9 protein-coding genes are annotated in these 12,600 nt (G+C 51.4%); 7 read left to right on the top strand and 2 right to left on the bottom strand.

The window, feature by feature from the left end; translation table 11 throughout:
* Positions 1-305: 305 nt before the first annotated feature.
* Both AC6R0R_RS03960 and znuA read right to left on the bottom strand, forming a co-directional pair.
* The gene (locus tag AC6R0R_RS03960) at positions 306-3,614 is read right to left on the bottom strand and encodes a helix-turn-helix domain-containing protein (protein ID WP_500625760.1); all 3,309 of its coding nucleotides are present in this window, start codon (positions 3,612-3,614) and stop codon (positions 306-308) included.
* A gap of 255 nt (positions 3,615-3,869) precedes the next feature.
* Positions 3,870-4,745 (bottom strand): zinc ABC transporter substrate-binding protein ZnuA, encoded by an 876-nt coding sequence (gene znuA / locus AC6R0R_RS03955; RefSeq protein WP_500625759.1) that lies wholly within the window; start codon positions 4,743-4,745, stop codon positions 3,870-3,872.
* Between the two features lie 80 nt (positions 4,746-4,825).
* On the opposite strand from znuA, the gene znuC reads away from it, so the two are divergent.
* From znuC to rsxD, 7 genes are all read left to right on the top strand, one after another.
* A complete protein-coding gene (znuC, locus tag AC6R0R_RS03950) occupies positions 4,826-5,614 on the top strand; it encodes a zinc ABC transporter ATP-binding protein ZnuC (RefSeq protein WP_500625758.1) in 789 nt (262 codons plus the stop codon).
* Complete coding sequence (znuB, locus tag AC6R0R_RS03945) at positions 5,607-6,389, top strand: zinc ABC transporter permease subunit ZnuB (protein ID WP_500625757.1); 783 nt, start codon at positions 5,607-5,609, stop codon at positions 6,387-6,389. The genes znuC and znuB overlap by 8 nt, the downstream gene beginning before the upstream one ends.
* Before the next feature lie 271 nt (positions 6,390-6,660).
* On the top strand, positions 6,661-7,806 hold the full coding sequence (locus tag AC6R0R_RS03940; protein ID WP_500625756.1) for an HD domain-containing phosphohydrolase: 1,146 nt from the start codon (positions 6,661-6,663) through the stop codon (positions 7,804-7,806).
* A 134-nt stretch (positions 7,807-7,940) separates the two neighbouring features.
* Positions 7,941-8,522, top strand: coding sequence for an electron transport complex subunit RsxA (gene rsxA, locus AC6R0R_RS03935; protein ID WP_500625755.1), 582 nt, complete (start codon positions 7,941-7,943; stop codon positions 8,520-8,522).
* Positions 8,522-9,106 carry an electron transport complex subunit RsxB gene (gene rsxB, locus AC6R0R_RS03930; RefSeq protein WP_334551134.1) on the top strand — a complete coding sequence of 195 codons (585 nt, stop codon included), beginning with the start codon at positions 8,522-8,524 and terminating at the stop codon, positions 9,104-9,106. The genes rsxA and rsxB overlap by 1 nt, the downstream gene beginning before the upstream one ends.
* A gap of 8 nt (positions 9,107-9,114) precedes the next feature.
* The gene (gene rsxC / locus AC6R0R_RS03925; RefSeq protein ID WP_500625754.1) at positions 9,115-11,550 is read left to right on the top strand and encodes an electron transport complex subunit RsxC; all 2,436 of its coding nucleotides are present in this window, start codon (positions 9,115-9,117) and stop codon (positions 11,548-11,550) included.
* On the top strand, positions 11,550-12,596 hold the full coding sequence (gene rsxD, locus AC6R0R_RS03920; RefSeq protein WP_500625753.1) for an electron transport complex subunit RsxD: 1,047 nt from the start codon (positions 11,550-11,552) through the stop codon (positions 12,594-12,596). The genes rsxC and rsxD overlap by 1 nt, the downstream gene beginning before the upstream one ends.
* Positions 12,597-12,600: the final 4 nt, after the last annotated feature.

The raw sequence follows: 12,600 nt of genomic DNA, 5'->3' as shown, positions 1-12,600 counted from the left end.
CAATACCGTCAAAATGGGACGCTTGTTCAGACTTCTCCCACATTCCACATGACATAAAACTATCAAAAGTCCACATAAAGTAACTAAAATTCATGAACTTAAAACGATTGGCGTAATTCTTATAGTAAAATGGCGTTAATTTTATAAGTAAAATAAGTGCGGGTATTTATAGTGAGCAGGTCGCTAGGGCACAGCCTGAAGTGACATTGAATTCCAGAGGTGGCGCAGCGCGCCACTCCGGCAGCAAGCGAAGGTGTCATTGACACCCGTGGTATAGTCCCCCCGGCTATACCACGTTATTTTTTTTACTCTTCCCCCTGCCCTTCGACAAATTGAGTCGGCGACATTCCAAAGCGATATTTAAACCGTTGACTGAAATACGAGGGATCGTTAAAGCCACATTCAAACGCCACATCCGACACTTTTTCCCCCGCCAGCAAACGTCGACATGCATGATCGAGGCGTACTTCATTGAGATATTCGGTAAAAGTGGTGTGCTGATGGCTTTTTAAGCGGCGCTGAAGGCTACGCTCTGAGACATAGAGCAATTGCGCCGCCCTTGATAAGCCAAAATCCGCCTCCGCATAGTGCGCTTCAACAATGGTTTTTAGCTTGGCGAACCAAGGGTCACTCTCTTCTTGCACAGAGTGCGGCAGTTGCTTGACGGCTGAGCGCTCAGTGAAGTGATCGCTCACTGGCCACGTGAACTCCTGCATATTGCGCTCTTTTGAGCAGTGAATCGTCACACTACCACCGCTCGCCTCAACCAGCTGGCTCATTTTCATCAAGTAATCTTGGCCGAGATCCGCATGGTCAATCGACTCCCCTTGATCCAACACCGTCAAAGCAAGGTGCTCAACATTGTGGTCAATACGCATCATCACCGTCTGGTTGCGATAGCCGCGCTTAATGACATTATCAATCAGCACGTTAAGTATTTCGTCGAGGTTGAACGCATTTAGAGAGAGATAAACCGCTTGATCTTGAGGCCACTCTATATCCAAGCTTTGCCCTGATTTACGAATCTCTTCTTGCCAACCATCGATCGCTGCATGAAAAATGAGATTGAAGTGGTAAACCGGATCCGCCTCTTTATTCGCTTCACGGGCAAAAATCGACAACGCAAGCTCTTGACTGAGCCTATCGACGACTGGTTTAAACTCCGCACTGTTGTATGGCGGCATCGTCAACTTTCTCTGCAAACTCGCCACAGATTGGGCGTAAATAAGACGCCGAATGTTAAGTTGTTTCCTTAACTGGACATTATTCGCCAATAGCACTCGACTTTGGTGTTCAAGCTGGTGGGTTTTCAGTTCCACTTGCGCTTTAAGCGCTCGGTTTGCTTTGGCCATTAACCGCGATCGCCAATAGACTATCGCGACGATACACACACAGAGCAACACCACGGCCGCCCCTAGCGAGCTGTGCTCTAAGTACCAAGGCTTATTAACGAGAAATTGAAAGCGGTCTTCCTGACCGGTGCGTCGGCCGTTGTGTGCCACTCTCACGCTCAATTGATGCAAGCCGGGCAGCACGTGTTCGATGGTCAGCGTCACTCCCTCCAACACTTGCCATTCAGGCTCGTTATCTAAACGATACTCAATCTGCGCGCCGCTCAACTGAGGCATCACACCAAATTGGAAGGAGAGTGACTCGCCAAACTCTGTGGTTAATCTTCTATCCGGTGAATGGCCCAAAGCGACCCGTTCCTGACCAACGTTCACTTGACTGACTACGACACGACCAGATGGGAGCGCTTGATGCGCTAAACGCTCAGTATCCACCGCCATTAAATGATGGCTTGAGCCCATCAGCAAGGTGTGCTCGCGGCCAGATTTAGCGCCGCAAAGCCCAGTGACAAACTCATTATTCCTCAGCCCTAAAGGCTCGCCATAGTGCTCCTTGAGCTCCCCCGCCAATGTGTATTGCGACAACCCTGCGGACGTCGTTAGCCAGATACCTTGTTCATTACTCATCAAACATTTTGGCGAGATATGACCATCAATCAACGCTAGCGATTCGGTGAGCCCAGTCGCCGTATCAACACGATAGAGCCCGTATTGACCGGCCACCCAAAGCTCATCATCTGCCACCTCAATAATGTGGCTCACGCCGCCGTATTGGCTGCTGTCATCAACAAACTTGATCACACCACGCTCGAGCAAATACAGTCCATGATCGGTACCGATCAGCAAACGCTCACCGGCCGATTTGAGATACGTCAGTTGCGCAGGGAGGTACTGCGTTAACATCCAATCCGAGACAAAATCACGGAACACTTCGCGCTCGGGATCATAGCGCCATAACTGCTGGTCACTGGCCCCCCAGAAGTGGCCCTGACTGTCGACTTCAAGATACTTGGCAACCGGTGCATTCGATACCAGTTGTGGCTCAGCAAGGCGACTGAGTGGCAAGGTGATCACGCCATTGAGGGTCGCGAGCCACAAGGTCTCTTGATGCTCCATCACATCACTAACAGCGCCTTGATACACTAATGTCCTCTGCCCTCCATCAGTGAGATCCAGTTGATAGAGCCCGAGTGTCGTTAAGAGCCAATACCCTTGACGCTGCGCCATTGGCTCCAACATTAGGGGTTGCTCTCGCTCCGTTCCTTCGCTGACCAATTGCGGATCAAAACGCTGGAAATTGGGAGAGAACAAGGAGTAATAGCGCACGCCCTTATCGGTTGCTAACCAAATACCGCCCGCTTCATCGTTGACGATGGAGTAGATACGCTCTCCATAAAGCGGGTGCCCAGCCAAACGCTGGGAGCCAAGACGGCGTTCAGCACCATCGTTATGGGAGTAAATAATCAAGCCGTGTTCAGTGCCAATCCAATACGCGTCGTCTGTTTCTGCCAAGCTCAGCACGTGCGAACCCGGAATGTCGGCGACCATTTGAGTAGGACGATGGATATTAAACACCAGCGCTCCCGACAGGGTCCCAACCACAATTTCGCCTCGCTTCGCGGAGTAATGGAGCTTTTCAATGTAATGCTGCTGCGAAAGTGGCACGTGTTCGAAATGACGTCGGTCGGAGACGTAGGCGCCCGCATTGGTGGCGAGCACCCATTTGGAGACGACAAGTTGCGCATCATTGATGATGATGGTTGAGGATTGGGTAAACTGATACAACTCCATCAAAGAGAGCGTGTCGAGTTCGCCACTGGGGATATGGTAGGTGTAAAAATAGCGTTCATCGGCCAACCAAATGTAATCTCCCGACGCGCCGATGGAATGAATGTCAGTGCCAGGAGTGAGGCTCAACACCAGTTCGCGCTCCTGATTTGGCAGCGTTCGATAGATTTCATTGCGAAAGAAAGACCAAAATGCATGGTCAGCGTACGCCACTTTATCGACATCATGCGTCAGCGCCGAGCCGACGTTTGGCGCCACGTTTTGACCGTCAAAAAAGAGGATTTGTGCGCGAACATCTTGCAGCCACAAACCGCCCCCCTCAGCAAGAAACAGCTGTTTGGCGGCAAAGACCTTACCCTGACTTTGACTAGGTAGAGAATAAAAGACCTCTGAAGAGGCCAATACAACGTGTGCGCTCAAACACAGCCAGAAAACGATGAGCTGAGTCAGCAGTTTTGATAAAGGGACGACGCGCAAAATACACCTGTTGCTATCAGTGACGCGCAGCGACAAAAGTCGCAACGCAGTTATTTTGAGTCGATAATTATCTAACAACGCTGGGTCATTACAAGGTGTTTGCGTCTCACTTATCACATTCTTTGTGACAACTCGTTGTGACCAAAAGCAAAAAGGGAGACACGTCGTCTCCCTTTTCCCTCGCTCTCTGCGCTTAGTGCGCTACGCCAAACGTCCGCTGCGCTCTATATCTGAACATTTTTATATCTGAACGTCTTAGTTCGATAAACACTGCTCAAAACTGTCCGCCATCTGCTGCATAAAGTTGAAATAACCGCCAGCTTCAACCACGATGTCTGCGCCGATGGGGTCAAGCACGCCTTGGTTGACGTCGGTGTTTCGCGTCACGGACTCGACCACCGCAGGCGTATATTGTGGCTCAGAAAAGACGCATTTCGCCTCTTTCTTCGACAGTGCTTGCCTTATCGCAATCAAGGTCTTCGCGCCTGGCTTGCGCTCTGGGCTGACAGTGAAAAAGCCCAATTGATTGAGGCCATAATCCTCTTCAAAGTAACCATACGCGTCGTGGAACACGTAGTAGCCCTGATCTTTCACCTTGCTGAGTTGAGCTGCAATCTCATTGTGCTGCTGGCGCAGGCGCGCTTCAAACTGAGCAAGGTTGGCTTGATATGCTGCTTGCTGACTTGGGTCTATCTCAATCAACTTGGCACTGATCGCTTTGGCCACCTGAGAAGCCGTGTCCACGCCCATCCAAAAGTGGGGATCGTGACTGCCATGATCGTGACCATCATGATCATGATGATCGCCCTGATATTCACGCAAAGGGAGACCGTCAATTCTGCTCAGTGTTAGCACGTTGTCACGCCCCTCCAGGATTTTGTCAAGGAAAGGCTCGAGTTCTGGGCCAAACCAAATAATCAAATCCGCTTGGTTGATTCGGCGCACGTCAGACGGACGCAGCGCATAATCGTGCGGCGAGGTGTTGGCCGCCAATAAAACATCCGGCTCGTTGATGCCTAGTGTTAATTCATACGAAATTAATTGGATCGGTTTTATACTCGCGATAATATCGCTGGCCACGACACTCTTGCTGCTCAAGATAAGCAACAAGAGAGGAAGGAAACGTTTCATTTATGTACGACTGCTCTATAGCGTTGATAAAGTATAAATGTTACATTATAACAATACTGAATTGCAAATGAGTTCTATTCATGTCGACTCTCGTCGAACTAGCTAATATTTCGGTCCAATTTGATGAGCGCAAAGTGCTCGATAAGGTCTCCTTGACCATCAAACGCGGCGAAATCACCACCTTGATCGGCCCAAACGGCGCAGGTAAATCCACCTTAGTCAAAGTGCTGCTTGGCTTGCAGAAGCGCTTTACTGGCCAGATTACACGCCCAAAAGGGCTGCGCACCGGCTACGTCCCACAGAAACTCAAGCTGAATGATTCGCTCCCTTTGACCGTTGAGCGATTTCTTAAACTGGCCGGGCGGTACAGCCAACAAGAGATCATCGACTCGCTCAAATTGGTGGGCGCAGAACACATGCTCATGGCCAATATGCATTCGCTGTCTGGCGGTGAAACGCAGCGCGTATTACTCGCGCGGGCTCTGTTGCAGCGTCCAGATTTATTGGTGCTTGATGAACCGGCGCAAGGGGTCGACGTACAAGGGCAAATCGATCTGTATGAGCTGATTGATACGCTACGCCGCCGTTTTAACTGCGCGGTGTTTATGGTCTCCCATGATTTACATCTCGTCATGGCCAAGACCGATGATGTGATTTGTCTACAACATCACATCTGCTGCTCCGGCGCACCTGCCGACATTGCACAGCACCCCAATTATATTGCGCTGTTTGGCCAAGCTCAGCGTGAGTCACTGGCGTTCTATCACCACCAGCATGACCACCATCATCATGATTTATCCGGTCAACCCGTAGCGGGCGATGCGACGGCCTGTTCTCACCATTCTCACGGACACCATCATCATGATTGAGTTTCTACTCCCCTCACTCTTTGCCGGTCTTGGTATTGCGGCGATCTCCGGTCCGTTGGGTTCATTCGTCGTGTGGCGAAAAATGGCCTATTTTGGGGACACCTTGGCTCATGCGTCGCTCATGGGTATCGCACTCGGCTTTTTGCTCAATATCAACTTGTATCTCGCCTTGGTGGTCTGCTGTTTGGCGCTCGCGGTGATTCTGGTTACGTTGCAACGCCAGCAGTTGGTCGCCACCGATACCTTACTCGGGATCTTGGCTCACAGTGCCCTATCACTCGGTTTGGTCGCCGTCAGCTTTCTTGATCACGTGCGTATTGATTTAATGAGCTACTTGTTCGGAGATTTGCTCGCCGTCACGCCCACAGATTTGATCTACATTTACCTTGGCTCGCTCATCGTCGGCGCGGTGCTTATCGTCTTCTGGCGTCCGCTCATTTCTACCACCGTCAATGAAGAGTTGGCCGCTGTCGAAGGCCATAACGTCGATTTGATGCGCTTGATCTTGATGTTACTGGTCGGTTTAGTTATTGCGATTGGTATGAAATACGTCGGGGCCTTGATCATGACCTCACTGCTGATCATTCCTGCTGCGGCGGCAAGACGTTTTGCCAAAAGCCCAGAGCAAATGGCGTGCTTTGCATCGCTGATTGGCAGTGTCGCGGTGCTCTGTGGACTGTCGCTCTCTTGGCATTACGATACCCCGGCAGGTCCATCTGTCGTCATCTGCGCGACGGCCTGTTTTATCCTCGCTCAGTTAAAACGTATTGATTAACCAATAGACCAAGCGCCGCGATCAGCGGCGCTTTACATTTTTTCTCCCCAAGTTTGCGATGGATCAAGCCTTTCGCATTTAGCTCTGCCTTTCCCCGCCAAGCGAGTTATCCCTGTCTACACTTAAGTAGGTAAGTTGCAGATTGCAGATTACTGCTTGTCCGAAGCTATGCGGCCGAAACTGAGTGTGCACACATTCAATACCCAGTGAGGCACAACAATCGGTTCGTTCTTGATTCATCGTTGGCGTTGATTTTGTAAGGGGGGGCATCATGGAAAACTCAACACTGCGTCGCCACTCTTCACTGGCACAATCCCATCACCTAAACGAGCAAATGACCGGCTTGTTGGAGCGTATGCAAGTTCACCATCCCGCTCTCGACCACTTAAGTTTTGCCCTGTATGACGACAGAGATCATTTGCTGCGCAGTTACGCCGACAGCACCTCGCTTTCGCTCAATATTACCCATTACGAAGCGCCACTGAGTTCATTACCGACGTTGCGCCAAAGCCTGCAATCGCGCAGCCCGGTCATTTTGACGCATCTAACAACATTGCGCCGCTCGCCGCATATTGAGTCTTTACTGCGCGATGGCTACCGATCTTCGGCGACCATACCAACCTTTATCCATGATCGATTCCTTGGGTTCATCTTCCTCAACTCTTATCAAGAGAGTGCGTTTACACCGGCGGCGCTCGATACCCTTAAGCCTTACTTGGAAATGATGAGGTTGTCGATTTTTTCTGAGTATCAGCTGGTGGATACCTTGATCAATTGTGCTTGCAAGCACGCTGCGCAGTTTCCGCTCTATCAACGAGAATCTCGGGCGCACAAACAGCGCGTCGCCAGTTTTACACATGTGATCGCCACGGGCCTTGCGCTCAAATACGATCTCGATGACGAAACCATTGAACACCTGAGCTTATTTTCGCAGTATCACGACATTGGCAAAGTCACGCTACCGGCAGAGCTACTGTGTAAACCCGGTAAGTTGACCGAGGTAGAGCTCGCGACACTCAGAGAACATGTTCAAGCGGGAGAAGCCATCATTCATGAGTTCATTGAGCAAGCGGGCGCAAGTGGTCACCCCAGTGCTGAACTGTTTTTACACATCATTGCACACCACTATGAGTTTCTCGATGGCTCGGGGTATCCTCGCCATCTAAGAGGCAATGAGATCCCTCTCGCCGCTCGTATTGTCTGCGTCGCAAATATCTTTGACGCTTTGATCACCCATCGCCCGTATAAACAGGCGTCGTCGATTCTTTACGCACTGCTAGAGCTGGAAAAGATGGTTCAGATGGGTAAATTGGATCGTGATTGCGTCAATGCACTGCGCGAGCATCAAAGCGAACTAAAAGCGATATCAGAGCGCTATCCTGAACTCGACCCAAGTGAACGAGCGACGACAAATTAGTGACTTGGCTGACCAAACGCCGCCCGATCCCGTATAATTTTTATTCAACAATATAAAACCTTATCTTTCCTTGGTTGTTATTAGGCATCCAAAGCAGGATAATGTCGGGATCGGAATATCTAAATTATATAACTATGACCGAATATCTTTTGTTGTTGGTCGGCACTGTGCTGGTAAACAACTTTGTACTGGTAAAATTCCTGGGGTTATGTCCATTTATGGGGGTGTCTAAGAAATTAGAGACCGCTATTGGTATGGGGCTCGCGACGACGTTCGTGTTAACCCTCGCTTCCGTGTGCGCGTATTTAGTAGAAAACTACATCTTGCTGCCGCTTGGGTTGCAATACTTACGTACCATGAGCTTCATTCTTGTTATCGCCGTCGTCGTGCAGTTCACAGAAATGGTGGTACACAAAACCAGTCCGACACTCTACCGCTTACTCGGCATCTTCCTGCCGTTGATCACCACCAACTGTGCGGTGCTGGGTGTTGCCCTGCTTAACATCAATGAGAACCACAACTTTATCCAATCGATTATCTACGGCTTTGGCGCTGCTGTGGGTTTCTCTATGGTGCTGATTTTGTTCGCTTCGATGCGTGAACGTGTTAACGCTGCGGATGTGCCAGTCCCATTTAAAGGGGCGTCCATTGCGATGATCACCGCAGGACTGATGTCTCTCGCCTTTATGGGCTTTACTGGGTTGGTGAAGCTGTAATGAGTGCCATCCTAATTGCCGTTATCGCGATTGCCGCGCTTGCTGCGCTGTTTGGCGCAATCTTGGGCTTCGCCTCCATCCGCTTCAAAGTAGAAGCCGATCCGATCGTCGATCAAATCGACGCGATTTTACCGCAAACGCAGTGTGGCCAGTGCGGCTACCCCGGCTGTCGCCCTTATGCGGAAGCGATCGCCACGGGAGACGAGATCAACAAGTGTCCTCCCGGCGGTCAAGCCACCATTGAGAAGCTGGCGGATTTAATGGGTGTCGAAGCGACAGAGTCTGCGCATGACCTAGATGAAGCCGTCAAAAAAGTCGCCTTTATTCATGAGGATATGTGTATTGGCTGCACCAAGTGTATTCAAGCATGCCCGGTTGATGCCATTGTTGGCGGTACCAAAGCACTGCATACCGTGATTAAAGATGAATGTACTGGCTGCGATTTGTGTGTCGCGCCGTGCCCAACGGACTGCATTGAAATGATTCCTGTAGAAAACACTACAGCGAACTGGAAGTGGCAACTGGACGCCATTCCTGTTGTTGATATTACCGATTCTGCCTCCGCGCAGAAAAGCGTGAATTAAGGACTGGCATGTTGTCATTAATCGAACAAATTAAATCAGGTACGCTGTGGCAGTTTCCTGGGGGAATTCACCCACCAGAGAATAAACAGCAGTCGCTGGGCAGTGAATTGGTTCGCGCCTCGTTGCCAACTGAAATTGTGCTGCCTCTCAAACAGCACATCGGCAAAGAAGGGACCTTACTGGTTGATATCGGCGCGCACGTCTTAAAAGGTGAGCCGTTAACCAAATACGACGTCACATTCACGTTGCCCGTGCACGCGCCCACCTCAGGCACCATTACGGCGATTGAGCCTCGTACCACCGCCCACCCTTCCGGTTTGGCGGAGACCTGCATTGTCATTCAACCCGATGGCAAAGACACCTGGTATGACAAAGCCCCTTGGCCTGATTTCAGCCAACACTCTCCAGAAGCTCTGATTGAAAAGATCCGCCTAGCGGGGATTTCTGGTATGGGAGGCGCTGGCTTTCCTACCGCGAAAAAGATTCAATCAGGCCTCTCGCGTACCGAGATTTTGATCATCAATGCCGCTGAGTGTGAACCCTACATCACCGCCGATGACACCTTGATGCGAGAGTTTGCACAAGAGGTGATCACGGGCATCGAGATTGTCGAGCATATTCTCAAGCCAAAGCTGACCGTGATCGGCATTGAAGACAACAAACCTGAGGCGATTGCAGCCTTAGAAGCGGCAGCGCAAGACAAAAACCTGATCATTCGTGTCGTACCGACTAAGTACCCCTCGGGCGGCGAAAAGCAGCTCATCAAACTGCTGACTAACAAAGAAGTCCCCGCCGATGGCATCCCAGCGGACATTGGGATGATGGTACAAAACGTCGGATCGCTGTACGCCATCAAACGCGCCGTTGTGGATGGTGAACCTTTGATTGAGCGCATCGTTACGTTAACGGGCAATGCATTTCGTCAACCACGCAACGTCCTTGCGGCTTTGGGTACCCCAGTTCAAGCGCTGCTCGACGAGTTCGGCTATCAAGCAGATAAGCGCCTACCTCGATTGATCATGGGTGGGCCAATGATGGGCTTTACCTTGCCGCACGCCAATGTGCCCATCACAAAAACATCCAACTGTATTCTTGCCCCAACTCGCCGCGAGATCGCCCCTGCGGGTACGGAAATGGCGTGCATTCGCTGTGCTCAGTGCGCTGAGGTTTGCCCCGCGTCACTATTGCCTCAACAGTTGCAGTGGTATGCGAAATCGCAAGAGTATGAAAAATGTGAAGAGCTCAATCTAAAAGACTGCATTGAATGTGGCGCTTGTGCGTACGTCTGCCCTAGCGAGATCCCACTGGTGCAATATTATCGCCAGGCCAAAGCGGAAATACGCACGCGCAAAGAAGAAGCGCAAGCAGCAGAGCGTGCCAAACTCCGCTTTGAAGAGAAAAAAGCGCGTATGGAACGCGACAAAGCCGAACGTGAGAATCGCTTCAAAAAAGCCGCGGATGAACGTCGCAGCGAGATGAAAGCCAGTGGAGGTGATGACGCCATCGCCGCCGCCATCGCGCGTGTGAAAGCGCAAAAAACCACAAGCGAAGACAGCAAAACCAAGCCAGCGGTTGCCGCCGCGATTGCCAGAGCCAAAGCGAAACAAGAAGCGGCTAGAGAGCAAGCGACAAGCAGCAGCGACCAACCGGACAACACGGAAATGGCCAAGTTGCGAGAAGAGCGTAAACGTCAAGCCCGCGAGAAAAAAGCGCAGAAAGTGCAAAAAGAAACCACTCAAAGTGATGAGCAAAGCGAAACAGACAAATCTTCCGCCGTCGCCGCTGCTGTGGCCAGAGCGAAAGTGCGCAAAGCCGCATTAGCAAGTAACAGTAGCGAAGAGACACCTGAAGAGCACAAGCCAGCAGAGGATCCAAAAAAAGCGGCAGTCGCGGCAGCGATTGCTCGCGCTAAAGCTCGTAATGTGCAGCAAGAGAACGAAAGGGGCTCCAGCAGCGAAGAGGCTCAAGCTAAGAATGAGCCTGCTGAGGATCCGAAAAAAGCCGCCGTCGCGGCAGCGATTGCGCGCGCTAAAGCGCGTAAAGCGCAGCAAGAGAACGAAACGGGCTCCAGCAGCGAAGAGGCTCAAGCTAAGAATGAGCCTGCTGAGGATCCGAAAAAAGCCGCCGTCGCAGCAGCGGTTGCGCGCGCCAAAGCGCGTAAAGCGCAGCAAGAGAGCAACGCTGACTCTAGCAGCGAAAAGACTCAAGTTAAGAGTGAACCGGCTGAGGATCCGAAAAAAGCCGCCGTCGCAGCAGCGGTTGCGCGCGCCAAAGCGCGTAAAGCGCAGCAAGAGAGCGACGCGGACTCCAATAGTGAAGAGGCTCAAGCTAAGAGTAGGCCTACTGAAGATCCGAAAAAAGCGGCCGTGGCGGCAGCGATTGCTCGCGCCAAAGCGCGTAAAGCTGCCCAACAATCATCTAAACCTTCTGAGGAGAACAACTAGTGGCGTTCTTTATCGCAAGTTCCCCCCATGCTCACAGCCGTAAAAGCACGCCGGATTTGATGAAATGGGTCGCCGTCTGCGCCTTGCCCGGGCTTGCCGCTCAAATCTACTTTTTTGGTTGGGGCACTTTGATCCAACTGATTTTTGCCATTGCACTGGCACTGCTACTCGAAAGTGTGGTGATGCTGGTTCGTGGCCGCTCGCCCATGTCGGCACTGCGTGATAACAGCGCCATCGTGACCGCTTGGTTGCTGGCTGTGGCCATTCCGCCTCTTTCCCCTTGGTGGATGATGGTGATTGGACTGGTGTTCGCCATCGTCATCGCAAAACACCTCTACGGAGGTATTGGACAAAACCTCTTTAACCCAGCAATGGTCGCCTACGTGGTGTTGCTCATCTCCTTCCCTGTCCAAATGACCAGTTGGATGGCTCCGAGCACACTGCAACCCGTCAGCACCTCCCTTGCCGATACCTTGTCGCTAATCTTTAGCGGTTACAGTCAAGAGGGGCTGTCGCTACAACAAATTCGCACCGGTATCGATGGCATCACTATGGCCACGCCACTCGATGCGTTTAAAACTGGCCTGCTTGCAGGAAATACCAGTGTGGAAGTGATGCGACAAGCGCAATTTAGCGGTTTAGGCGGCGTCGGTTGGGAATGGGTCAACTTGGCGTATTTGTTCGGTGGTTTGATGCTGATAAAACTGCGCATCATCAGTTGGCACATCCCTGTGAGTTTTCTCGCTAGCCTCGCTGCCATGAGCGGCATTTTTATGCTCATCACGCCAGGAGAGACCGCCTCACCCATCTTGCACCTCCTTTCTGGCGCAGCCATGATCGGCGCCTTTTTTATCGCAACCGATCCGGTGTCGGCGTCGACCACGGTCAAGGGACGCTTGGTATTTGGGGCCTTTATTGGCGCTATGGTCTTTATCATTCGAACGTGGGGCGGCTTCCCAGATGGCGTTGCCTTTGCGGTGCTACTGGGCAATATGTGCGTACCCATGATTGATTACTACACCAAACCCAAAACTTACGGTCACTGAGGGG

It is taken from the genome of Vibrio sp. R12-SW3-ISO1, from assembly GCF_059834005.1.
This window is presented reverse-complemented; position numbering and strand designations above follow the sequence as displayed.

What these genes read in the sequence shown, in the direction of transcription:
- znuC (WP_500625758.1), top strand. Translation starts at nt 4,826, where the DNA reads ATGTCGACTCTCGTCGAACTAGCTAATATTTCGGTCCAATTTGATGAG.
- AC6R0R_RS03940 (WP_500625756.1), top strand. Translation starts at nt 6,661, where the DNA reads ATGGAAAACTCAACACTGCGTCGCCACTCTTCACTGGCACAATCCCAT.
- rsxC (WP_500625754.1), top strand. Translation starts at nt 9,115, where the DNA reads ATGTTGTCATTAATCGAACAAATTAAATCAGGTACGCTGTGGCAGTTT.
- rsxB (WP_334551134.1), top strand. Translation starts at nt 8,522, where the DNA reads ATGAGTGCCATCCTAATTGCCGTTATCGCGATTGCCGCGCTTGCTGCG.
- rsxA (WP_500625755.1), top strand. Translation starts at nt 7,941, where the DNA reads ATGACCGAATATCTTTTGTTGTTGGTCGGCACTGTGCTGGTAAACAAC.
- znuB (WP_500625757.1), top strand. Translation starts at nt 5,607, where the DNA reads ATGATTGAGTTTCTACTCCCCTCACTCTTTGCCGGTCTTGGTATTGCG.
- znuA (WP_500625759.1), bottom strand. Translation starts at nt 4,745, where the DNA reads ATGAAACGTTTCCTTCCTCTCTTGTTGCTTATCTTGAGCAGCAAGAGT.